Source organism: Mesorhizobium kamtschaticum (assembly GCF_056174585.1).
Map to the genome: position 1 here is coordinate 2,560,009 of NZ_CM149691.1, position 23,570 is coordinate 2,583,578.

The 23,570-nt window shown below is 63.5% G+C and carries 21 protein-coding genes and 1 pseudogene; 13 read left to right on the forward strand and 9 right to left on the reverse strand.

What is annotated here, in order from left to right; genetic code table 11:
- Positions 1 to 2 precede the first annotated feature (2 nt).
- The 5 genes from flgB to AC0V7N_RS12665 form a co-directional block, all read right to left on the reverse strand.
- The gene (gene flgB / locus AC0V7N_RS12645; RefSeq protein WP_019860948.1) at positions 3 to 383 is read right to left on the reverse strand and encodes a flagellar basal body rod protein FlgB; all 381 of its coding nucleotides are present in this window, start codon (positions 381 to 383) and stop codon (positions 3 to 5) included.
- Positions 384 to 540: 157 nt separating this feature from the next.
- Positions 541 to 1,419, reverse strand: a complete 879-nt coding sequence (locus AC0V7N_RS12650) for a hypothetical protein (protein ID WP_475457892.1) — start codon at positions 1,417 to 1,419, stop codon at positions 541 to 543.
- The gene (fliI, locus tag AC0V7N_RS12655; RefSeq protein WP_475457894.1) at positions 1,400 to 2,815 is read right to left on the reverse strand and encodes a flagellar protein export ATPase FliI; all 1,416 of its coding nucleotides are present in this window, start codon (positions 2,813 to 2,815) and stop codon (positions 1,400 to 1,402) included. Before fliI ends, AC0V7N_RS12650 begins: the two co-directional genes overlap by 20 nt.
- A 1-nt stretch (position 2,816) precedes the next feature.
- The gene (flgF, locus tag AC0V7N_RS12660) at positions 2,817 to 3,542 is read right to left on the reverse strand and encodes a flagellar basal-body rod protein FlgF (protein ID WP_475457896.1); all 726 of its coding nucleotides are present in this window, start codon (positions 3,540 to 3,542) and stop codon (positions 2,817 to 2,819) included.
- 2 nt (positions 3,543 to 3,544) lie between these two features.
- A complete protein-coding gene (locus tag AC0V7N_RS12665; RefSeq protein WP_496627869.1) occupies positions 3,545 to 4,666 on the reverse strand; it encodes a DUF1217 domain-containing protein in 1,122 nt (373 codons plus the stop codon).
- Positions 4,667 to 4,827: 161 nt separating this feature from the next.
- On the opposite strand from AC0V7N_RS12665, the gene motA reads away from it, so the two are divergent.
- The 6 genes from motA to AC0V7N_RS12695 are packed head-to-tail and all read left to right on the forward strand — an operon-like array spanning position 4,828 to position 9,661.
- On the forward strand, positions 4,828 to 5,703 hold the full coding sequence (gene motA, locus AC0V7N_RS12670; protein ID WP_475457900.1) for a flagellar motor stator protein MotA: 876 nt from the start codon (positions 4,828 to 4,830) through the stop codon (positions 5,701 to 5,703).
- 32 nt (positions 5,704 to 5,735) lie between these two features.
- The gene (locus tag AC0V7N_RS12675) at positions 5,736 to 6,683 is read left to right on the forward strand and encodes a FliM/FliN family flagellar motor switch protein (RefSeq protein WP_475457902.1); all 948 of its coding nucleotides are present in this window, start codon (positions 5,736 to 5,738) and stop codon (positions 6,681 to 6,683) included.
- A 17-nt stretch (positions 6,684 to 6,700) separates the two neighbouring features.
- Entirely contained in the window at positions 6,701 to 7,087 is a 387-nt protein-coding gene (fliN, locus tag AC0V7N_RS12680) for a flagellar motor switch protein FliN (RefSeq protein WP_019860938.1), read from the forward strand.
- A 46-nt stretch (positions 7,088 to 7,133) separates the two neighbouring features.
- The gene (locus AC0V7N_RS12685; RefSeq protein WP_475457905.1) at positions 7,134 to 8,144 is read left to right on the forward strand and encodes a flagellar motor switch protein FliG; all 1,011 of its coding nucleotides are present in this window, start codon (positions 7,134 to 7,136) and stop codon (positions 8,142 to 8,144) included.
- A 3-nt stretch (positions 8,145 to 8,147) separates the two neighbouring features.
- Positions 8,148 to 9,230, forward strand: a complete 1,083-nt coding sequence (gene flhB / locus AC0V7N_RS12690) for a flagellar biosynthesis protein FlhB (protein WP_475457907.1) — start codon at positions 8,148 to 8,150, stop codon at positions 9,228 to 9,230.
- On the forward strand, positions 9,227 to 9,661 hold the full coding sequence (locus AC0V7N_RS12695) for a BspJ family T4SS effector nucleomodulin (RefSeq protein ID WP_027045467.1): 435 nt from the start codon (positions 9,227 to 9,229) through the stop codon (positions 9,659 to 9,661). The genes flhB and AC0V7N_RS12695 overlap by 4 nt, the downstream gene beginning before the upstream one ends.
- Before the next feature lie 22 nt (positions 9,662 to 9,683).
- Here the strand turns inward: AC0V7N_RS12695 and AC0V7N_RS12700 are convergent, their stop codons facing one another.
- Both AC0V7N_RS12700 and AC0V7N_RS12705 read right to left on the reverse strand, forming a co-directional pair.
- Entirely contained in the window at positions 9,684 to 10,454 is a 771-nt protein-coding gene (locus AC0V7N_RS12700) for a helix-turn-helix transcriptional regulator (RefSeq protein ID WP_475457909.1), read from the reverse strand.
- A complete protein-coding gene (locus AC0V7N_RS12705; protein ID WP_258581718.1) occupies positions 10,451 to 11,161 on the reverse strand; it encodes a helix-turn-helix transcriptional regulator in 711 nt (236 codons plus the stop codon). The genes AC0V7N_RS12700 and AC0V7N_RS12705 overlap by 4 nt, the downstream gene beginning before the upstream one ends.
- A gap of 512 nt (positions 11,162 to 11,673) precedes the next feature.
- Between AC0V7N_RS12705 and AC0V7N_RS12710 the strand changes: the two genes are divergently transcribed.
- Positions 11,674 to 14,577: an insulinase family protein gene (locus AC0V7N_RS12710; RefSeq protein WP_496627870.1), complete on the forward strand. Its 2,904-nt coding sequence runs from the start codon at positions 11,674 to 11,676 to the stop codon at positions 14,575 to 14,577.
- A gap of 63 nt (positions 14,578 to 14,640) precedes the next feature.
- Positions 14,641 to 15,834, forward strand: coding sequence for a TMEM43 family protein (locus AC0V7N_RS12715; protein WP_475457915.1), 1,194 nt, complete (start codon positions 14,641 to 14,643; stop codon positions 15,832 to 15,834).
- A gap of 74 nt (positions 15,835 to 15,908) precedes the next feature.
- Here the strand turns inward: AC0V7N_RS12715 and AC0V7N_RS12720 are convergent, their stop codons facing one another.
- The gene (locus tag AC0V7N_RS12720) at positions 15,909 to 16,940 is read right to left on the reverse strand and encodes a histone deacetylase family protein (protein WP_475457917.1); all 1,032 of its coding nucleotides are present in this window, start codon (positions 16,938 to 16,940) and stop codon (positions 15,909 to 15,911) included.
- Positions 16,941 to 16,963: 23 nt separating this feature from the next.
- Positions 16,964 to 17,833: a TetR/AcrR family transcriptional regulator gene (locus AC0V7N_RS12725; protein WP_475457919.1), complete on the reverse strand. Its 870-nt coding sequence runs from the start codon at positions 17,831 to 17,833 to the stop codon at positions 16,964 to 16,966.
- Between the two features lie 45 nt (positions 17,834 to 17,878).
- Between AC0V7N_RS12725 and AC0V7N_RS12730 the strand changes: the two are divergent.
- The 5 genes and pseudogenes from AC0V7N_RS12730 (at position 17,879) to AC0V7N_RS12750 (ending at position 23,562) form a co-directional block, all read left to right on the forward strand.
- Positions 17,879 to 19,557 (forward strand): annotated as a pseudogene (locus AC0V7N_RS12730) (amidohydrolase).
- A 140-nt stretch (positions 19,558 to 19,697) separates the two neighbouring features.
- Entirely contained in the window at positions 19,698 to 20,792 is a 1,095-nt protein-coding gene (locus tag AC0V7N_RS12735; RefSeq protein WP_475457923.1) for an ABC transporter ATP-binding protein, read from the forward strand.
- Entirely contained in the window at positions 20,792 to 21,712 is a 921-nt protein-coding gene (locus AC0V7N_RS12740; RefSeq protein WP_475457925.1) for an ABC transporter permease, read from the forward strand. Before AC0V7N_RS12735 ends, AC0V7N_RS12740 begins: the two co-directional genes overlap by 1 nt.
- A complete protein-coding gene (locus tag AC0V7N_RS12745) occupies positions 21,705 to 22,505 on the forward strand; it encodes an ABC transporter permease (protein ID WP_475457928.1) in 801 nt (266 codons plus the stop codon). The genes AC0V7N_RS12740 and AC0V7N_RS12745 overlap by 8 nt, the downstream gene beginning before the upstream one ends.
- Before the next feature lie 22 nt (positions 22,506 to 22,527).
- Complete coding sequence (locus AC0V7N_RS12750; RefSeq protein ID WP_475457930.1) at positions 22,528 to 23,562, forward strand: ABC transporter substrate-binding protein; 1,035 nt, start codon at positions 22,528 to 22,530, stop codon at positions 23,560 to 23,562.
- The last annotated feature ends 8 nt before the right edge of the window (positions 23,563 to 23,570 follow it).

A 23,570-nucleotide genomic window follows, 5' to 3' on the forward strand; every position in this document is an offset into this window, starting at 1 on the left:
GGTCAGCTCTTTACCGCCATCATCATCATCGAATGGAAGGCCTTGACGATCGCCGTGTTGAGCTCGAAGGAGCGGCGCACCTCGCCGGCCTTGAGGAGCTGGTCTTCAAGCACGACGGTGTTCTTGGACGGCATGACCACGCCGTCATCTTCCTGCGGCTTGATGGTGAAGCCGGCATTGGTCGCCGCGCTGCCGAGATGGCCGGCCTCGGTGGTCTGCAGCGACACCGCGGTACGGTCGAGCACCTTTTCGAAGGGCTCGACGTCATTTGCCGTGTAGCCCGGCGTGTTGGCGTTGGCGATGTTGCCGGCGATCGCCGACTGTCGCACGGAAAGCCACTGCGCTTGCTTGGCGGCGAGATCGAAAAGGGAAACGGGCTCCATGGGAATCTCCGGGCATGTGCCCAAAGACTAGGCCGCCAGTCTTGCGCGGACCTTGCGGTCGGCCGCTAGAACATGAGGCCGAAAAGCGAGAGGCGGTATTATTGGACAAACGGGCACCGTTTGTCCGAGAATACCGCTCTGGCAGAACCGCGACAGCCTACCTGGAAAGCTGGATCACCTGGTCGGTGCTGGTCAGCATGACCCACTTGCCGTTGCGCTGCTCGATCGACGATACCGTGCTCGAGTCCGGCAGCGTCGAGCCGCGCTGGACGATCCACAGGCCGGTGTCGTCCTCGATCATGGCGCGGCCGTTGGCGACATGGACCATACGGAACTTCGCGACATCGGCGGGGAAGGGCTGGTCGCCGGGCGGCTGTGCCGGGGTGGCATCATCCTGAACCGTTCCGGTGGCGAGCAGGTCGATGCTGGTGTTGGGAACGTCCTTGGCCGTCAGCGGCGCGCTGCGCGAGGCGACCACGCCACCGCCCGCGCGTCCCGAATTGGTGCCGGTGCCGCCAAACTTGATCGCCTGAACGCCGAACTGCTCCGGGTTGAAGAAGATATACCAGGGAAACAGGGCGCAGATCAGGCCGAGCGTGACGCCGAGCGCGGCGATGACGAAGTCGCTTCGCCGGTCCGCCTTCTTGCGCAATTTTGGAAATTGCGCCTTTGGTGGTTGCGGCCATTCGGTGACGGGAAACAGGCCGTCGATCAGCGATTCGCGGCTTGCCTGCGTCATCTCGGCGGGCTCTACGCGGGGAATCACATGCATGGCGGACACGGCAGCCTGAGCCGGAACAGGTTCGGATCTGGGTAGAGCCGGCTCTGATCTGGGTATAGCCGGCTTGGCTCTGGCCAGAGCCGGCTTGGCGGCCCTGGCCAGAACAGCCGCGGTCTTGGCGGCTATGGCGCTGGCAGCCTTTGCCTTGGCGGCCCTATCTTCCTCGGCCCGAGCTGCCTCGGCGGCGTTCGCCTCTGCGATCATCTCGTTCAGGATGCGCTCGGTATATTGGCGTTCAGTCTCCTGATTCGGCATTCAGCTTTCCCTTGAGATGGCGGGCGAGATCGGAGAATGGATCGGCTGACGGGCGGTCCCTGGGCGATTGCGTCAGCGCCTCGTAGATCAGCGGCACCTGGCGCACGGCGATATCGAGCTCGGCGTCGGCGCCGCCCTGATAGGCGCCGAGCAGGCGGATGTCGCGCGTGTCCTCGAAGCGGGAGATCATCGACTTCAGCCGCGTCACCAAAGCGCGCTGTTCGACGCTCCAGGCCTTGCCGGCCAGGCGCGATATGGACGACAGCGGATTGACCGGCGGATAGCGGCCCTGCTCGGCGATCGCACGGTCGAGCACGACATGGCCGTCGAGGATGCCGCGCACGGAATCGGCAACCGGATCGTTGTGGTCGTCGCCGTCAACCAGCACGGAAATGATGGCGGTGATCGAGCCCTTACCTTCAATCCCGGGGCCTTCAGCCCCCGGCCCGGCGCGCTCGAGCAGCTTGGGCAGTTCGGTGAAAACCGAGGCGGGATAGCCGCGGGCGACCGGCGGCTCGCCGGTTCCCGTCGCCACCTCGCGCAAGGCGTGGGCGAAGCGGGTGATCGAATCCAGCACCAGGAGCACACGGTGGCCCTGGTCGCGAAAGTGCTCGGCGACGCGCATGGCGGTGTCGGGTGCGCGCCGGCGCATCATGGCGCTTTCGTCGCTGGTGGCGACGACGGCCACGGTCTTGGCCATGCTGTCGCCGATCGTGTCCTCGAGGAATTCGCGGACTTCGCGGCCGCGTTCGCCGATCAGCGCCACGACGACGGTGTCGAACGCGTCGGCGCCGGCGAGCATGGCGAGCAGGGTCGACTTGCCGACGCCCGAACCGGCAAAGACGCCCATGCGCTGGCCGAAGCAAAGCGGCGTGAAGATGTCGATGACCCTGACGCCGGTCATGAAGGCGGTGCCGACGCGCTGCCGGGCCATGGCACCGGGTGTCGTGGAACTGCCCGACAGGTCGTCGCCCCTGATCAGCGGCGGGCCGCCATCGATCGCCCGGGTGAGCGCGTCGATCGTGCGGCCGCGCCATGAGCCGTGCGGCGCCACCGCGAGCGGTCCCCTGCGGAACACGGCGTCGCCGATGCCGGCATCGGCGCTGCGCTCGAAGGGAGCGACGACGACCTCGTCGCGGCTGATCTTGACGATCTCGCCGCGGCGCGAGCCGGTCTGGCCGCGCTGTTCGACCATGTCGCCCAGCCTGGCGAAATCGGAAAGTCCGCGCACCTTGTAATGCGTCGGCGTCACTTCGGTGACGAGACCGCCACGCTTGACCAGCCCATCGGCGTTGCTGAAGCGCCTGATAACCCGTTCCAACGCGGCCAACCGATCCTCCGGCGCCGGCTGGAGCTGGATTTCGGGTGCGCGGATGGAGGACCGGTCAAGCGACATGCTACGACTTCGAGCCGAGCGTCTTGATCGCCTCGTCGGTGGAGGAATCCGTTTGCCGCATAAGCGCCGCGGTGTTCTCGAAGGCGCGCTGGACCATGATCAGCCGCGTCATCTCCATCACCGGATTGACGTTGGATTCCTCGACGAAACCCTGGGCGATGCCGACATCGGAGCGATCGGTGACCGGCTCGGGGGTGCGCGAAGGCACGATGCCGGAATTGCCGTAACGCACGAAATTCTGGCCGGGATCGAAATTGTAGAGGCCGATCGAGCCGACAAGCTGGTCGTTCTGGCGCAGCGAGCCGTCGGCGCCGGCCTTGGGCGGGCCGTTGCGGGGGTCGAGTTGGATCGGCGCGCCGCCGGCGTCGAGCACCGGATGGCCTTCGAGCGACATCAGCTCGCCATTCTCGTTCATCGAGAAGCGGCCGTCGCGGGTCATGACGGTGCCGGCCGGCGTGTCGATGGCGAACCAGGCGTCGCCCTGGATGGCGAAATCGAAGGGGTTGCCGGTCTCGCTCAGCGAACCATGGGCGCCCGAAAGATAGGTCTTGCCGGACGAGGCGAAGGACACCGATTTCTGCCCGGTGCCCGACACCACGTCCTCGAATTTCACGCCGGTGGCGCGAAAGCCAACGGTGTTGGCGTTGGCGACATTGTCGGCGATGGTGTCGAGCCGGCGCTCAAGCGCCATCTGCGCGGAAAGGGCGACGTAGAGACTATCCTGCATGATCAGAACTTCAGTTTCTGCATGGCCATCATCAGGTCGGTGGAGATGCCCGACGTGACCGGCTGAGCGAAGAGCACGCTGACTGACGTCACGGCCGTCGAGGTCGGGTTGTTGATCTCGTACATGCTGGTGAAGCGGGTCAGGAACTTGGTGAGCTTCGCGGGATCGGTGAAATCCGTGAGGTCGAGCTTCTGCTCGAACAATTGCGCCTGCTTGTCGATGTCGGCCGTGGCGAAGGAATCGGGCAGCCCCAGCGCGGTGCGCACGACGGTGGCAAGGGCCGTATCGGCCAGCACGTCGTACCAGCTGGTGATGTCTGGCGCCTTGCGCTGGAAATAGAGCGCCAGCCGGACACCCTCATTGGTCTGACCTGCATTCTCCTCAAGGGTCTGGCGCAGGTATTTGTCGACGGTCGGCTGCTGCGCCGCGTTGATGGTGGTAGCGTTATCGCCATTGGCTTCGAAATTGAAGGCCAATGCCAGTCCCGCGTAAGCTGGGTTCGTCTGCTTGTTGGCGACGCTGGCAGGGTCGCTCACCTTACTTTGCAGGACCTGCTTGATCAGGTCCTTGTCCTCGGTCGCCGAGTCGAGACCGTATGCGGCCAGGGCATAGGTGTAGAGCCGGCTGTTCGACATCAGGTCGTCGACAGACTTCACCTTGGTGATGTTGGCGAGATAGTAGGTCGTCTCGCCTTTCACATAGTCGGAGTTCGGGTCGAGGCCGGCGATCTGCGCCTGGGTGGCATAGTTCTTCGTAACCAGCTGCTGTGCCTTGTTGTAGATGGTCGCATCGGCACCGTTGGCGGCGAAATTGAAGGCACTGACGAACGCGGCATAGCGCTTGTCGGTCAGCTTGTTGGCAAAGCTGTTGGGGTCGGTAACGCCTTCCTTGAGGGCCTTGACCATGAAGGCCTTGGCATAGTCCATGTCCTCCAGCCCGTAGGCCTTCATGGCATATTTGAACAGCCGGTCATTGTTGACGAAATCGTCGATCGATTTCACCTTGGTGATGTTGGCGAGATAATATTGCGTATCGCGATCGACCGTCGGCTGCTGCTCGATGCGGTCGATAGACTTGGTGATGTCCTTGGTGATCAACTGGTAGCTGGTAAAGGTACTGAGCAACGTCATGCCTCCGGCCGAAGCTTAATATCGCGACAATAACCTCACTTCCTTGCGCGAAACTGAATCGCCAACATTCGCTTCCATGGCGGCTCGGATTCAAGCCTCACACAAGGCACGGGGACTATCCCTTGCACCTGACGTGAAATGCGGAAGGACCTGCCGTGGGCATTCTGATTGGACTTGTGGTGACGCTCGGCTGCGTCCTTGGCGGCTTCATGGCCATGGGCGGGCATCTGCACGTGCTGGTCCAGCCCTGGGAAGCCGTGGTCATCTGCGGCGCTGCGCTGGGCACCTTCCTCGTCGCCAACCCGATGAAGACAGTCAAGGATACCGGCAGGGGCATTCTTGAAGCCTTCAAGCAGGCGGTGCCGAAGGAACAGGATTACCTGGAAACGCTCGGCGTGCTGCACAGCCTGATGCGCGAATTGCGCTCGAAATCGCGCAGCGAGGTCGAGGCGCATATCGACAATCCCGAAGAATCAGCCATCTTCCAGGCCTTTCCGACGGTTCTCAAGAATCACGACCTGATGAATTTCATCTGCGACTACTGCCGCATCATCATCATCGGCAATGCCCGCTCGCACGAGATCGAGGCGCTGATGGACGAGGAAATCCAGACCATCAAGAGCGACAAGATGAAGGCCTATCATGCGCTGGTCGCGGTCGGCGACGGCCTGCCGGCGCTGGGCATCGTCGCCGCCGTGCTTGGCGTGGTCAAGGCGATGGGCGCACTCGACCAGTCGCCGGAAATCCTCGGCGGCCTGATCGGCGCCGCCCTGGTCGGCACCTTTCTCGGCATTTTCCTGTCCTATGCCGTGGTCGGGCCCGTCGCCACCAAGATCAAGACAGTGCGCGAGAAGAAGAACCGCCTCTACATCATCGTCAAGCAGACGCTGCTCGCCTACATGAACGGTGCGCTGCCGCAGGTGGCGATCGAATTCGGCCGCAAGACCATCTCGTCCTATGAGCGGCCGACCATCGACGCTGTCGAGCAAAGCACCATGAACACCACCGCCGCTGAAAAGAAGGCCGCCTGAGCGATGTTCGACAGAACGGCGGCAAAACTGTCATGACCAGTCCAGGCAGCCCCGCGCAAGCGCGCTCGCTGATCATCGAGCGTCTGGTCGGCGACAGCGGCGAGGCCGCCCAGGTCATCGGTACCGGCCGGGCCATGGCCGAGCGCGCCGCGCCGCTGTTGCAAAAGAGCCTGACCAGTGAGCTTGGCGTTCCGGTCACCGTCGATCTCAGGGCCGTCGAGGTCAGCCGCGTCTCGGAGGCGCGCTCGCGTGCCGGCGATACGTTTGCCATGACCATCGTGGCATCATCCACGTCTTCCGATGCCATGACCTTGGTGATCGATGCGCCGGCGATAGCGATCATGGTCTGCACGCTGTTCGGCGGCGACCCGGAGACGCCGGCATCGCCGATCGAGCGTGATCTGTCGCAGATCGAGGTCGATGTCTCGACCATGCTGTTTCAGCAGGTCGCGCAGGCACTGAACGGATCGGGGCGGCGCTCGCTCGACCTGCGTCTGCCCGTACCGCGCGCGATGTCGGGCGCCGAAGCCAAACGGCACGTTTTGCGTGATGGCGCGGCACTGCGCATCGTTCTTGGCATCTCGACGCCAGCCGACAGCGGCACAGTGACTGTGACGATGCCGCAGCGTATCGTGCTGGCCAGCCGCGACGGCGCTGCGAACGCGGGTGGGGATGACCACGGCCCGAGCTGGCGGGAGCGCTTTTCGGAAGAGGTGATGCGCTCGACGGTGGCGCTCGAAGCCACCATGCCGCTGGCGCGGCTGACGCTTGGCGACCTCGCCAGTCTCGAAGTGGGCCAGGTCATCGACTTCGAGGAAACGGCGCAATCAAGGGCTCGGCTCAGTGCGCGCGGCCAGACGCTGTTCGTATGCGAGTTCGGCAAACTGGGGCAGAATTACACCGTCCGAATCAGGCATCCTTTCGATGCCGGGCAGGATTTCATCGATGGGCTCATGCCGGCCGGTGCCGGGCGCGCCTGAGCTTTTGGAGAAGACGCATGGCCAAGACCAAAGTGGAAGCAGAACTCGACCAGCCGGACGAGCAGCTCGACCGCGCCATCGAGGAATTGCGCGGGGTCCTGCATGAGGAGGAGCAGCGCCCGGACGCGGCGTTCAGGGCGGCCGCGGGCGCCAATTCGAACGTCATCATGAACATTCCCGTCGATGTCCAGATCATCCTCGGCAGCACCGAGATGGCGGTTGCCGATCTGATGGCGCTGCAGAAGGGCTCGACGGTCGCGCTCAACCGCCGCATCGGCGAACCGGTCGACGTCGTGGTCAACGGCCGCAAGATCGCCCGCGGCGAGATCACGGTGCTTGAGAGCGACCCCTCGCGCTTCGGCATCAGGCTGACCGAAATCATCGCCGGCACGAAGGGCGCCTAAACATGGCTGGTGGGGCTTGCCGGTTGCAGCGGAGGCGAGAGGCAGCATGACGCCGCTGACGACCCTGACGCGCGCGCAGAAGGCGGCCGCCATATTGGTGGCGATGGGCAAGCCGTCCGCAAGCCGCCTCTTGAAATTCTTCAAGCAGGAAGAGCTGAAGGCGCTGATCGAGGGCGCCCGGCTGCTCAGGACCATTCCGCAGAGCGATCTCGAGCGCATCGTCGCCGAATTCGAGGCCGAATTCACCGAGGGCGCGGGCCTGCTCGATTCCGCCGACAGGATGGACACCATCCTCAACGAATCGCTGTCGCCCGAAGAGATGAGCGCCATCATGGGCAACAAGAAGCCGGAGGCCGCACCTGAAGGGCCGCCGCCGATCTGGCCCGATCTCGAAAAGCTCGAACCCACGCGGCTGGGCGCTTTCCTGGCCGGCGAACATCCGCAGACGGCGGCCATGGTGCTGTCGAAGCTGGCGCCGCAGGCGGCGGCGAGCGTGCTTTTGACGCTGATCAAGCCGATGCGCGGCGAAATCATCAAGCGCATGGTGACGATGGCCAATGTTCCCGACGCCGCCACCAGGATCGTCGAGAACAGGCTGCGCGCCAGCGTGCTGGCGGAAACCTCGACCAAGGACACTTCGGCCGGGCAGGCGCGCGTCGCCAGCGTGCTCAACGAGCTGGACAAGCCGCTGCTCGAAGAGGTCATGCAGGACCTGGAAGCCGCCGGCACGCCCGACCTCGACGGTGTGCGGGCACGGCTTTTCGCTTTCGACGACCTGCCGCTGCTCACCCAGAAGGCGCGCGTGCTTTTGTTCGACGGGCTGTCGACCGAGCTCGTCACGCTGGCGCTGCGCGGCACGTCGGCGGCGCTCGCCGAAGCGGTGCTGTCGGCGATCGGCGCGCGGTCGCGGCGCATGATCGAAGCCGAACTCGGACAGGGGTCGGAAGGGATTCCTCTCGCCGACATCATGACGGCGCGCAAGACGATCGTGACGACGACGATCCGGCTGTCGCGTGAAGGCGCATTCGAACTTCCCGCGACACAGAACGCCGCCTAAGGCATGTCCGACACCACCGACAAGGACTCCAAAACCGAAGAGGCGACGGAAAAGAAAGTCCGCGACACCATCGAACAGGGCAAGCTGCCCCATTCGAAGGAAACCGCAATCCTCGCCTCCTTCGTCGCCATACTGGTTTTCACCGTCTTCTATGCCAAGGACGCGGTCATCGACCTCGGCATGTTCCTGTCGATGTTCCTCGAGAAGCCCGAGGCCTGGCCGATGGACACCGAGACCGATGTCATCGCGCTCTACAAGCTCGTCATGCTGGAACTGGGCCGCGCCCTCATCAGCCTGCTGGTGCTTTTAACCGTTGCCGGCATCGGCGCCTCGGTGCTCCAGAACATGCCGCAATTCGTCGGCGAGCGGATCAGGCCGCAGCTTTCGCGCATTTCGATCACCAAGGGCTGGAGCCGGATGTTCGGCGCCCAGGGTTGGGTCGAGTTCCTGAAATCCCTGGCCAAGGTCGGCTTCGCCATCACTGTGCTCACCTTCACGCTGTCGGAGGATCACCGCAAGCTGCTCGCCGGAATGATCACCAATCCGGTCGCTTTCGGCCTCGTCATCCGCGGCATCGCGGTCGACATACTGGTGGCGATCGTCTTCGTCATGGGACTGATCGCGGCGATCGACATCGTCTGGTCGCGCTTCCACTGGAAGCAGGACCTGCGCATGAGCAAGCAGGAGGTCAAGGACGAGTTCAAGCAGTCGGAGGGCGACCCGATCGTCAAGTCGCGGCTGCGCTCGCTGGCGCGCGACCGCGCGCGCAAGCGGATGATGACTGCGGTGCCGCGCGCGACGCTGATCATCGCCAACCCGACGCACTTCTCGATCGCGCTGAAATATGTGCGTGACGAGGATTCGGCGCCGCTGGTGGTGGCCAAGGGTCAGGATCTGGTGGCGCTGAAAATCCGCGAGATCGCCAAGGAGCACAACATCCCGATCTTCGAGGACGTGGCGCTCGCCCGCTCCATGTACAAGCAAGTTTCGGTCGATAATGTGATCCCGTCGCAATTCTACCAGGCCGTCGCCGAACTGGTGCGGATCGTCTACTCGAAAAAGGCTGAGCGCAGACAGATTTCATGAACCGCCAACCGCACGCAAAATCCCGCGAGATCATCGTCGCCAGCGCCATCGAGCAAGTGGTCGGCGAACTGAGGCTGATCGATGTCGCCGACTACATCGCCTTCATCCGGCTGGAGCATTTCGCCTGCCTGTCGGATTTGGTCGATTCAGCGGTGGAGCTGTTCTTCATGCCGGGTACGCTCAGGCTCGGCCATGGCGGCGAGGCGCATGTCGACTGGAGCGGCAGCCCGCGCATCGTGCTCGATCTGGAGTTGCGGCCGCCGGGCGTGACCGTCTATTTCCAGCTGACGCTGAGCGATGCCGGCAACTCGGTCGCGGTCAATTACGTGTCGTTCGAAAAGCCCGGCGAGGACCCCGAGCACAATACGGCGCTGCTCGAAGCGGTGATCGAACAGGCGCGGATTCGCAAGGTCGAGCCGCTGGCTTTCTGAAGCACCTCGCCAGACGACGCTATTACTCGATCAGACCTAACCGCAGCGCCTTGGCGACCGCCTGGTTGCGGTTGACGGCGTTGAGCTTTTGCGTCGACTGGGTCAGATACTGGTTGGCGGTGTGGACCGACAGCTTCAGGAGCCGCGCGATTTCCTCACTGGTGTTGCCGTTGGCGGTCAGCTTCAGACATTCGAGTTCACGTTTGGAGATGGCGCGCATCCTGCCGCTGTCACCCGGACGCATACGCGCGACGGCGGCAAACAGCGAGAAGCAGCGGGCGTGGATTTCGTAGAGCGCATCCTGCGGCAGCGCGATCTCCGATCCCAGGAAGACGACGAGGCCGCATTGGCCGCGATCGGCGTGGACGGGAAAGGCGATGCCGCTGGTGCCGGGCGCCAGCGGCGCCATCTGTGCGGTCCAGGCGAGGTTGCCGAACGTCTCGGCCATCGCGGCGACGCCGTCATCCGTCCACCAGCGTGGCTCCGTCGAATTGTGGGTGTGGCGCACGATCTCTTCGCCATTGGCGCCCGAGATGAACTTCGTCGCCACGGCAATGCCGGGATAGTCGGAATCGAAACACGGGACCAGCCGCGCCCGCTCCGGCGACGGGCTGACGAAGTACAGGCCGAAGGCTGAGGCGTTGATGTCGACCGATATCCAGCGGCAGCGGCGCACGGCATCCGGGACGGTGACGGCGTGATGGGTTTCGGAACTGAGCGAGAAGGCGCCGAACGGGCTGCGCTGCTCGTTGAAAAGGGCCTCCGCTGCGTCTTTGATGTCGGCCTGTTTCAAATGATGCCACTCCTGATCGCCGTGGCGATGGCCATCGCGCGGTTCGAGGCCGCAAATTTCTGTATGGCGTGGGTGATGTAGCTGTTGACGGTGTTGGAGGACACGCCAAGGATGACCGCCACCTCATCGGTGGTCTTGCCTTCCGAGACCCAGAACAGGCATTCACGCTCGCGATCGGACAGCGGATCCTGCATGGCCGCGGCAGCGATCAGTTGCGGAATATGCGAAAGCGCGTAGCAGCATTTCAGCTGTGCCTTCATCAGCGCCGGCTGGTCGATCTGGCCGGCCGCCGCCGCCGAGAACAGGGCGAACAGGCGCTGGCGGCCGACATTCAGCCTGAGCGAATAGATTTCGGCATGGCCGAGCACGTCGAGAAGGCGGGCCTCTTCGCCGGAGACCAGCCCGTCGGCATCGGGCGCCTCCGCGGCCACCAGCGGCCTTGGACGGATGCCGGGCGCGACGGTGAGGGTCCCCTGGGCAAGGCTGGCGATCAGCCGCTTGCCGATCAGTTCGATGGCGTCGAAGATCCAGTTCGAGGAGACGATGCGCGCGTCGTTGCGGTCCTGGTCGTGGACGATGGCAACCAGCATGTAGCTGTCGGCGCCGATCTCGGCGGTCAGCTCCATGAAGAAGCTGGTCAAATCACCGCGCGACGTCAGGCGCGAGCCCAATGTATCGGATTGAAGAAGCGCGGCGGGACTGCTCATTCTTGTTGCTTTTGGCCGGAATCGTTTCTGCTGCCCGGATGCTGGAGGCCAGCCGCCGAACCCTAAAACGCGTTACTTTCACGAGACGCACACGAGGCGCGGGGCCGCGCCCAACCAGACGGAATCCATTCAGGGAACGCGAAGACATCCGCGTCTGGCGCCGGAAAACTCCGGAACGTGAGACTTTGGGTGGTCGCCGCGCCCCCCATGGACCGGCTGATTCGGGTCTAATCTACCCGCAGATGAATCCGACATCAAACGCGATTTGACAAAATCGAATCCGGTGGACTCGCGTGCGACTCAGAGTAACGCCCAACACACTTTCGCTGCATCGGGGCTGCCTGAAAACACTGACACGAAAAAGCCAGAGGTTGTTGCGAAGCTGCCGTATCGAGGACCGATCGATTCCGATAGGTTCTCGGCGATCGGCAGGGAGGTGGGCTTCCCTTCGATCGGACTGGGCTAGATTGGTGGCGCTTGTTTCGCAGCCATCGGCATTGGGGGGGGTAATCATGAAGCAGGTTTTCCTGGCGTTCACGGTGGTGCTCGCGGTTTTTGCCGGTGCGGCAGCGCCCGCCAAGGCCGAGCCAATCGTCACCTATGCGCTCGACAACGGGCTGCAGGTGGTGCTGGTGCCCGACCATCGTGCGCCGAAAGTGGTGATGAACCTGCGCTACCGCGTCGGGTCGATGAATGAGCCGGCGGGCCGCTCGGGCTTCGCGCATCTGTTCGAGCACCTGATGTTCTCCGGCACGCCAGCCTGGCCGAACGTGTTCGGTGCGCATGCCGCCCTGGGCAACGAGATCAATGCCTGGACCACCGAGGACGGCACCGTGTTCTATGTCGACGGCCTGTCGTCGTCACTGCCGATGATCCTGTCGCTGGAAGCCGACCGCATGGCCAATCTCGGCCGCTCGGTGACGCAGGCCAAGCTCGACCTGCAGCGTTCGGTGGTCAAGAACGAGATGCGCCAGAACGTGCTCGACAAGGCCGGCGCATCGGGCTGGGAAGCCTTCTGGTCCGGGTTGTTTCCGAAGCCGCATCCCTATAGCCGCATGGTCATCGGTTCGGTCGCCGACCTCGATGCGGCAACGCTCGACGATGTCAGAGGCTTCTTCAACACCTACTATCTGCCCAACAATGCGGTGCTGGTGCTGGTCGGCGACCTCAAGGTCGATGACACCAAGGCGCTGATTGCAGACACGTTCGGCCGGGTACCGCGCGGCGCCGATGTGGCGCGGCCCGCCGTGCCGGAACCGACGCAGGCGCGGCTCAAGCTGGTGCTCGAGGATCGCGTGCCGAGCCCCGTCGTCGTGGTCGGCTTCAGCGGCCCGGCGGCGCAGTCGCCTGACAATGGCGCGCTCAGCATTGCCGCCGAACTGCTCGGCAATGGCGACTATGGGTTTCTGCGCAACCGGCTGGTCTCGGAGCAAGGCATCGCCACCTATGCCAGCGCGAGCTGGACGGGCGGCCTGCTCGGCGGGCGCTTCACTTTCGAGGCGGGTGCGGCGGCGGGCGTGACGCCGGAAGCGCTCGAAAGCGCGATGAAAGCCGCCTTCGCCGATTTCCAGAAGACGCCGCTCGATCCGGCTGATGTCGAACGCGCGCGCAACGGCATATTGCAGGCCGCACGGCTCGGCAACGAGGCGCTGAAGGATCGCGCCGGCACTGTCTCCTACAATGCCGACATTCTCGGCGATGCGCAGAGCGCGCTGGTCGACGATCCGCGCGTCAAGACCGCCAGCGCCGCTGATGTCGAAGCGACGATCAAGCGGCACTTGAAACCGGAAGACGCCAGCGTGCTGGTGCTGAAGCCGGGCCCGCGCGGCGGCTATCCCGACGCGCTGATAGGTTCGTCCGGCACGCCGCAGCCCTTTACGGCACCGGAGCGGGTGGCGATCGACATTCCGAAGCATCCGGCCGGGCAAGCGCCGACGGCGACACTGCCCGCCATGGAAACGGCGACGCTCTCCAACGGCATCAAGCTCGTCCACTACACTATGCCGGAAGCGCCGATGGTCTATGTCGCGGCGAGTGCGCAAGGCGGCTGGAACAGTGTGCCGGAAGGCAAGGAGGGGCTGCTGGAGCTTGCCGCCAGCATGGCGACGCGGGGTTCGGCCGATCGCGGTTCGGCCGACTTCGCCAAGGCGACCAGCGACATCGGCGCCGGCATCGGCTATCAGGCCGGCACGCTGACGACTTCGATGACGCTTGGCGTGCCGCCGGAAAAACTGGATCAAGGTCTTGGCCTGCTTGCCGACGCGGTGCTGAAACCGCGTTTCGACAAGACCGAATGGACCGTGCTGATGGCACAGACGGTCGACTGGCTGAACGGCCGCGAGGCGGATCTGCCGGGCGTTGCCGGCCGCGTGGCGAAGGCGGCGCTTATTCCGCAGGTGCCAGGCAAGGCCGCGGCCGACTGGTCGGCAAAGGCGCTGGCCTCGATCTCGCTCGACGAGGCGAGTGCAGCGTTCAAGGCGGAGTTCACGCCGAAGGCGGTGACCTTCTACAGTGTCGGCCCGATGCCGGTCGCGACAGTCGCGGCCGGCCTTGAAAAGGCATTCGGCACATGGACAGGCGACGCCACAGGCCACGCCGTCGAACCGTCGCCGGCAGCGCATTTCAACGCTGGCCAGAAGGTGCTGCTGGTGCCCGAACCCGGCGCCAGCCAGTCGGCGCTGTTCGTGGCGCGGCCGGCGCCCGGCACCGACGAAGGCGAGCGCGCCGAATCGACCGCGGTCGCCAATCTGCTTGGCGATGATTTCTCCAGCCGGTTGAATTCGGTGATCCGCGAGGAGAAGGGCTATTCCTATGGCGTGTCGAGCTATCTGATGAGCCCGATGAAGGCCGGCTCGGGGCTGGTGGTGGCAACCACCGTCGAGCGGGCCAATACCGGTCCGGCGATCACCGAAATCCTGAAGGGGTTTGCCGGCCTGACCACCTTGCCGGTGGCGCAGGACGAGGTCGACCGCACGGTGACGGTCTATCGCCGCGCGCTGGCCGGATCGGCGGAGACCTCGGCTGGTCTGTTCGGCTCGCTGATTGGCGCGGTCGGCAGCGGTTCGACGCTCGAGGATCAGCAAAGCCGGATGGCGGCGCGCACCCAACTGACGCTCGATGCGGTGCAGAAACAAGCGCTGGCATTGTCGTCGCTGGAGCCGTCGCTGATCGTCGTTGCCGGTGATCCCGACGTGGTGATGCGGCAGCTTGTCGCGATCGGCCTCAAGGATGTCGAGATCGTCAAGCGTGACGAGGCTGGCGAACAGACGGCGATGCGGGCGCTCGACCTTCTCGGCGCCAACAGCCAGACGCCGCTGTCCGCTTCACCGTGGCGGGTCGGCGATGGCGGCACGACGCGAGCGGTGCACTCTTGCGCCGGCGCCAAGGACTGCGGCGCGCAAATCCACGCCGATTGATCGGCTCGATGTGCGGCCGCCGGCCGCGCTTAAATCTTGGTATCTTTGGTTTCGGGGGAAACGATGAGCGATTCATTTCGGGAAGTTACGTCAGTCTCGTGGTTCGGGCGGATCAAGCGCGCGGTCGGTGGGGTCATTTTCGGCCTGCTGCTGATCGTGCTGATGGTGATCGGGCTGTTCTGGAACGAGGGTCGCGCGGTGCAGACGGCGCGCTCGCTGGCCGAAGGGTCGGGCGCTGTTGTCTCGATCAACGCCGACAGCGTCGATGCCGGCAATGACGGCAGACTGGTGCATGTCAGCGGGCCGGTGACGGCCGACAGCGGGCTGTCCGATCCGGATTTCGGCATCGCGGCGCAAGGGCTGCGGCTGTCGCGCAGCGTCGAGATGTACCAGTGGAAGGAAGAGTCCAAATCCGAGACCACCAAGAAGCTTGGCGGCGGCGAGGAGACGGAGACCACCTACAGCTATTCGAAGGTGTGGGACGACAGCCAGATCGATTCATCCGATTTCAAGAAGCCGGACGGCCATCAAAATCCGCCAATGGCGATCCACAGCCGCGCCTTCCAGATCCCGCAGGGCAAGCTCGTCGCCTTCGATCTGGATACACCAGTGCTCGATCGCATCGAGGGCGACAAGGACTACTCGCTGTCGGCCAATCAGTCGGCTGCGATCAAGGCCGCCTATACCGGGACGAAGCCGCTCAGCATCGTCGATGGCAGGATCTATCTCGGCAGCGACAACACGACACCTGCATTGGGCGATTATCGTATCGGCTACGAACTGGCGCCGCTCGGTGTAGTCAGCATCGTCGCGCGCCAGGCCGGCAGCCGCTTCGAGCCGTACCAGACGCAAGCCGGCGATGCGCTGCTGATGGTCGATACCGGCCAGGTGCCGGCCGACAAGATGTTCGCCGACGCGGTCAGCGCCAACACACTGATCACCTGGCTGCTGCGCGCCGGCGGCCTTTTGCTGCTGACGATCGGCTTTGCCCTGTTCCTCAGCCCGATCGGCGTGATCCTCGACGTCATTCCGTTCCTCGGCAGCATGGCGCGGATGGGGACGGGCATCATTGCCTTCTTCCTGGCGATCCTGGTCGGCACGACGACGATCGCGATCGCCTGGTTCTGGTATCGGCCGGTCCTGGCGGCCGGCATACTGGCCGCCGGCGTCATCGCGGCGGCTGCGGTCTATTATCTCGGGCGGTCGCGCAAGCCTGTCGCACTAGTGGCGACGCCAAGCGCTGGCGCCGCAGCGTAGCTCGCAAAAAAGGGCGGCCAAGCCGCCCTTTTTTTCTCTTCTCCGTCGTTGTCAGCCGCGTGCCGGCAGCAGCCTTACCGGTCCTCGAAACCGGTCAGCACGCCGACGGCGTTGACGCCGATCTCCTCGACGGCATAGCCGCCTTCCATGACGAACAGCGTCGGCAGGCCGAGCTTGGCGATGCGGCGGCCGATCTTGGGGTAGTCCGGGCTTTTCAGCTTGAACTGGCTGATCGGGTCCTTCTCGAAGGTGTCGACGCCGAGCGAGACGATGACGATGTCGGGTGCGTAAGCGGCGAGCCTGGCGCAGGCATCCTCCAGCGACGCATTCCAGGCGTCCCAGCCGGTGCCGAACGGCATGGGATAGTTGATGTTGAAGCCTTCGCCGGCGCCGGCGCCACGTTCATCGGCATGGCCAAGGAAGAACGGATACTCGACCAGGGGATCGCCATGCAGGTTGAGGACCTGCACGTCGGCGCGGTCGTAGAAGATCTCCTGCGTGCCGTTGCCATGGTGGTAGTCGACATCGAGGATCGAGACCCGTTTGGCGCCCTGGTCAAGGAACCACTGCGCGGCGACGGCGGCGTTGTTGATGTAGCAATAGCCGCCCATGAATCCGGCGCCGGCATGGTGGCCAGGCGGGCGGCAGAGCGCGAAGGCCGACCTCTCGCCACCCTTGACCAGGCCGGCCGCGGTCAGCGCCACGTCGTAGGACGATTTGATGGCGGCCCAGGTGCCTTCGACGAAGGTGGCGCCGGCATCGAAGGAATAGTAGCCGAGCAGCGCATCGACACGCTTTGGCGGCACGTCGCCGCGCAGGCCGCGCGTCGGCCAGGTGAAGGGCATGGCCGTGCCCTCGTGACCGGAGGCTACCCATTGCGGCCAGACCGTCGGCAGGAAGTCGATATAGTCCGATTTGTGGATGCGCTTGGCGGCGGCAAGGTCGTGCTCGAGCGGCAGGACGATCGGGCCGAGCTTCTCGCTTTCGACCCGCGCCTTGATGAATTCGGCGCGCGAAGGCTTTTCAAAACCCGGCACGATGGCTGAAGTGACCAATTCCATCTGGCCGGCATGGCCAGCATGAAGCGGCGAATAGACAGTCTTCATAAAGTCCCTCTCGAAGTGCGAAGTCAGTCAAGGTTGAGATAGGGGCTCACCAGAGCAAGCCACATGGATTCGACATCGTCCTCGATGAGGTCGAATGTCTTGCGATCTCTTTTCATGCCGACAAGCCGGCAGGCGTGCCCGACCTCCATCATTACCAGGCCGAGCCGTTTGGCGATCTTGTCTTCTAGCGCCGGGTTCACATGCTGCAGCCATGCGGCGTAGAGCGCGATGATCTGCTCGTCATATTCGTCCTGGATAGGCCTGAGGTCGGCATTGCCAGATATGGCCTCGATCACAGGCATCAGCGTGGCGTTTTCGAGATATATCCTGGAGGTATCGATGAAGAGCTTGCGCACTTCGCGCCGGAACTCTTCCCGGTTGGTGGGCGGGGGGACCTTGATGCGCTTGGCGATCACCTCGGGAAAGGAGGACAGCCAGCGCCGGGCAAGGTCGAGAAGAATGGCTTCCTTGTTGGGGAAGTACTGATAGATCGACCCGACCGACAGGCCCGCGCGCTGCGCAATGGCGAGCGTCGTCGGCGTCCTGGTTCCTTGCTCCCGCGTCAGGATCAGCGCCGCGTCGAGAATCCGGTCGACCACCTTGCTCGACCGTTGTTGCCGCGGCTGCTTGCGTGGCTCGAGCGCCATCCTGGTTTCGCGGCTGAGACTGCGCTTCACGGATTGACGCCCTCGTTCCCCGCTGGGTCCGGACACAGGAGCAGGGTGTTGTCCACAATACATTCGAAATTCGGCACGTTGACAAACGCGAATAATTAGTCGCATTCTTTTATCCACGCTGTTTTCAGAGATCACAAGGGGAATTTCAAAACAGCGCACTGGCATCACTTTTCGTCCGATAGCGCCGCCGCGGTGACGTGGCAGCTTGTCGGACAAGAGGATTGTCGGTCTCAGTCGGTCATCAAAAAGCGCGGAGTCGCGATGTCTGTCACGGGTGCGGGTCGTAGTGCGGATCTGATCGTCATCAATGGTCGTGTGCTGACCATGGACGATGACAATCCCGCCGCCGAGGCCGTTGCCGTCAAGGACGGCGCCATCGTCGCCATCGGCAGCCGCGCTGCAATCGAAGAGCTCAAGGGAACGGCGACACAGGTGATCGACGCCAAGGGCGGTTCGGTCCTGCCCGGTTTCATCGAAGCTCATATGCATCTGTTCTCGGGCGGGGCAGAGCTCGCGCATCTTCAGCTTGGCGGTGTCCATGGTTTCGAGGCGCTGCAAAAGGCGATCCGCGACTATGCATCGACAAAGCCCGACGCAAAAATGCTGGTCGGGCAAGGCGTCGACTATACCGTGCTCGGCAACGAGCGGGTGACGCGGCATCACCTTGACGCCATCCTGCCGGATCGCCCCTTCTGCATGGCGGCGCCCGATCACCACACGATGTGGGCCAACACCAAGGCGCTGGAGATGGCCGGCATCCTGCATGGCCGTGCGCTTGGCCCGGGCAACGAGATCGTTATGGGCGACAACGGCCTGGCGGCGGGCGAACTGCGCGAGGGCGAAGCCTTCGGCCCGGTGCTCGATCTTGCCGGCGAGGGCCGGGTGCGGCTGGGGCTGGCGACCGGCGGCGAGCCGGACCCGATGCCGTCTGCTGCTGAGCGGGCCGCCGACCGCGACATCATGCGGCGCGGGCTTGCCTGGTGCGCGCGCCACGGCATCACCTCGATCCAGAACATGGACGGCAATCTCTACCAGCTCGAGCTGCTGGCCGAGATCGAGGCCGAGGAAGGCTTGCCCTGCCGCGTGCAGATCCCCTTCCACTACAAGAATTTCATGACGCTCGACATACTCGACAAGGCGTCCGTCATGGCCGAGCGCTACAACAGCGAGTGGCTGTCGTCGGGCATGGTCAAGGTGTTTTACGACGGCGTGCTCGATTCCTGGACGGCGGTCATGGTCGAGCCCTATGCCGACCGTCCGGACTGGGTCGGCGAGCCGCTGTTCACACCACAGCAGTTCATCGATCTGGCGGTCGCCATCGACAGGCGTGGGCTGCAGATCGCGGTGCACTCGATCGGGGATGGCGCCGTGCGAGCCGTGCTTGATGGTTACGAGGCTGCGCGGAAAGCGAACGGCGAGCGCGACAGCCGGCACCGGGTCGAGCATATCGAAGTCACCACCACGTCAGACGTGCCGCGTTTCGCCGAACTCGGCGTCATCGCGTCGATGCAGCCGTCGCATCCGCCCGGCGCCATGGATTTCCCGCTTGAGCCGACCGTATCGCGTATCGGGCCGGCCCGCTGGCCGCTTAGCTATGCCTGGCGAACATTGAAAGACGCCGGCGCTCATGTCGTGTTTGCCTCGGACTGGCCGGTGGCGCCCATCGACCCGATCCTGAGCATCCAGGCGGCAGTGATGCGCAAACCGTGGGCAGAAAGCGACCCGACCAGAGTTTCTCGCTGCATGAATCGCTCGCCGCCTGCACGGTCGAGGGCGCCTATGCCGAATTCGCCGAGCAACGCAAAGGCATGTTGAAATCAGGCTATATGGCAGACCTTGTTGTCCTGTCGGCCGATATCGAGAAAACGGCGCCGGCCGATCTGCACAAGCTGCGGCCGGTGACGACGATCTGCGGCGGCAAAGTCACCTATCAGGCCTGACAATGGCACGAGACTTGCCAGCCAAATGACTGACTGAACTGTGATTCAATGCCGGGCTTGCCAACATACCGGGCGTGTGGTCACATCGAACAGGGGAACAGCTCCGCCAGCAAGAGCGGGGTCAACAGTGAGGCGTAATCGTGCCGGACAAACCGGATCGGAATGCGATTGAAGTAGTAAACGTCAGCAAAATTTTCGGATCGGGTGAGGGGCAAGTCGCGGCCCTCGACACGGTCTCGGTATCGATCCGCGAAAACGAGTTCTTCACCCTGCTGGGACCGTCCGGCTGCGGCAAGACCACTCTTTTGCGGCTGATTGCCGGCTTCGACTTTCCAACCGCCGGTGAAATCCTGCTCTACGGCCAGGACATCGCGCCGCTGCCGCCCTTCAAACGGCCGGTCAACACCGTCTTCCAGTCCTACGCGCTGTTCCCGCATATGACCGTGGCCGACAATATCGGCTTTGGCCTGGAGATGCTCGGCAAGCCCAAGGCGGAGATCAAGGCGCGCGTCGCCGAGATGCTCAAGCTGGTCAAGATGGAAGCGCTGGCGGGCCGGCGCACGGCCCAGATTTCCGGTGGCCAGCAGCAGCGCGTGGCGCTGGCCCGGGCATTGGCGCCGCAGCCGAAAGTGCTGTTGCTCGACGAACCGCTCTCTGCACTCGACTACAAGCTGCGCAAGGAGATGCAGATCGAGTTGAAGCGGCTGCAGCATGAGACCGGCATCACCTTCATCTTCGTCACCCACGATCAGGAAGAAGCGCTGACCATGTCGGACCGCATCGCTGTGATGTCGTCGGGCAAGATCCTGCAGGTCGGCTCGCCCTGGGACATCTACGACAAGCCGGCGGAACGCTTCGTCGCCGACTTCATCGGCGAAACCAATTTTCTCACCGCCGCCATATCGGGCGTCGGCAACGGCAAGGCGCGCGCAACGCTCAAATCCGGCACGACCATCGAGGCGACCGTTGCCGAAGGCTTCCAGCCGAAGGACAACGCCACCGTGGTGGTGCGGCCAGAGCATGCCAAGCTGACGAAGGACAAGGGCGATCTGTCGGGGACCGTCGAGAACATCGTCTATTTCGGCACCGACACGCACATCCATGTCGAGCTCGACAGCGGCGAGGCCTTCACCGTGCGCCAGCAGAACACGCGCAGCGCAGGCTGCGGTTTCGAGCGTGGCGACAAGGTCGGCATCCTGATCGGCAACGACGCCGCGCAAGTGCTGAGGGACTGATGGCCACCGCGGAAGAAGTCGCCAAGGCGGCGGAGCGGCGTGATGTCCGTGACCGCTGGCTTTTGTCAGCGCCAGCGCTGCTGGTCATCCTGCTCGCCGCGACCGGCCCATTGCTGATCGTGCTCGTCTATTCGTTCCTGACGCCCGGCGCCTATGGCGATGTGAAATGGCAGTTCTCGCCCGACGCCTGGACATCGGTGTTCCTGGAACGCGACATTTTCGACGACACGCTTTCGCTCGCGGCGGCGCATGTCACCATCTTCTGGCGCTCGATCAAGCTTGCGGTGGTGACGACGCTGGCGACCTTGGCGCTCGGTTTCCCGACCGCCTATTTCATGGCGACGCGCAGCGAAAAGACCAGGGATCTGTGGCTGTTCCTGATCACCATCCCGTTCTGGACCAACCTCCTGATCCGCACCTTCGCCGTGCTGCAGATCATCCGCAACGAAGGCATCATCAACACCATCCTGCTCAAGCTCGGCATCATCTCGGCGCCGATCCAGATCCTCTACACCGACACGGCGATCCTGATCGGCATGGCCTATGTCTACCTGCCGCTGATGGTGCTGCCGATCTACGCCAGCATGGAGAAGCTCGATTTCCGCCTCGTCGAGGCGGGCTATGATCTCTATGCGACACGCTTCAAGGTGCTGCGGAAGATCATTTTCCCGCTGGTCAAACCCGGCGTCATCGCCGGCTCGATCCTGGTCTTCATTCCAGCCCTCGGCGCCTATGTGACGCCGAGCGTGCTTGGCGGCGGCAAGAACATGATGCTGTCCAACCTGATCGAATTGCAGTTCGGGCAGGGCCGCAACTGGCCGCTTGGCTCGGCGCTGTCGATCACGGTGATGATCATCGTGATGATGGCGCTGCTTGCCTATGTGCGCAATGCCGGCAAGTCGGGGGTGCGTCATGGCTAGCAACTTCTCCATCAAGCACCAGCCGGGCTTCACGACGATCGCGGCGACCTGTTTCGTCGTGCTCTATCTGCCCATCATCGTGCTGGTCATCTACGCCTTCAACGCGGCGAACTCGACGTCCGAATGGGGTGGCCTTTCGCTGCGATGGTTCCAGTCGGCATACCAGAACACGCAGGTTATCGACGCGACACTGCGTTCGTTCCAGATCGGCTCCATCGCGGCGGTGCTGTCGACCATCTTTGCCACCATGGCCGCGCTCGCCACCACGCGCACCGCGTCCTATCCCGGCCTTACCTTCAAATATGCGGCGATCAACCAGCCCTTGATGGTGCCCGAGATCGTCACCGGCGTGGCGCTGCTGATCTTCTTCTCGCGCATCAAGATCTTCACCGGCTATTCCGGCATCGGCTACCTGGTCGCCGCGCATACGGCGTTCTGCATTCCGTTCGCCTATCTGCCGATCCGGGCGCGACTGGAGAATATGGACCTGACGCTGGAGCGCGCCGCGGCCGATCTCTACGCGACGCCGTGGAAGACCTTCCGCCGCATCACGCTGCCGCTTCTGTGGCCCGGTATCCTCGCTGGCCTGATGCTGGCCTTCGTCATCTCGCTCGATGATGTCGTCATCACCGAGTTCGTCAAATCGGGCGGCCAGGACACGCTGCCCACCTACATGCTCGGCCAGATCCGCCGCGGCATCACACCCGAGATCAACGCGATATCGACCGCTTTCCTGCTGCTTTCGGTCGCGATCGTCACGTTGTTTTTCTTCGTCAGCAGGAAACGAGACTGAACCTGAAATGGGAGTTAGAACGATGAACTGGAAGACAACAGCGAGCGCCATGGGGTTGGCGCTGCTCGCTTCGACGGGCCTGGCCCGCGCCGACGGCGTGCTCAACATCTACAATTGGGGCAACTACACCAGCCCCGACGTGATCAAAAAGTTCGAGGACAAATACAACATCAAGGTGACCATCACCGATTACGATTCCAACGACACGGCGCTCGCCAAGGTCCGCCAGGGCGGCACCGGTTTCGACATCGCGGTGCCCTCGCAGACCTACGTGCCGATCTGGATCAAGGAAGGTCTCGTGCTCGAAACCGATCCCGGCAAGATGGAGAACTTCAAGAACGTGGCGCCGGAATGGGCAAATCCCGACTTCGACCCCGGCCGCAAATATTCGGTGCCGTGGGCACTGGGCACGGTTGGTGTCGTCGTCAACACCGACACCTACAAGGGGCCGGCTGACAGCTGGGGCATCATCTTCAACACGCCGGACGAGCTGAAGGGCAAGGTCAACGTCGTTCCCGAGATGAATGACGTCATCTTCGCGGCGATCAAATATGTCGGTGGCCAGCAGTGCACCGATGACAAGGCGGTGCTGAAGAAGGTGCGTGACACGCTCGTCGCCGCCAAGCCGAACTGGATCGCCATGGAATACAACACCATCGAGAAGATGGGCGCCGGCGACTTCAAGGCCACCAGCGACTGGAACGGTTCGGCGCTGCGCCAGCGACTGGCCAATCCGGCCATCCACTACAACTATCCGAAGGAAGGCTACGGCCTGTGGAGCGATAACGTCGTCGTTCTGAAGGAAGCCAAGAACGTCGACAACGCCAAGCTCTTCCAGAACTTCATCATGGATCCGGAAAACGCGGCCGGCCTCTCGGCCTTCCACCGCTATGCCAACGCCATCACCGGCTCGGACAAGTACATGCCGGCCGACATGAAGGATGCGCCGGAAGTCGTCATTCCGGCGGACGCCAAGCCGAAAGGCGAATTCCAGAAGATGTGCGCGCCGGAAATCCAGGACATCTACACCAAGATCTGGACCGAACTGCAGAAGTAATCGCTGCA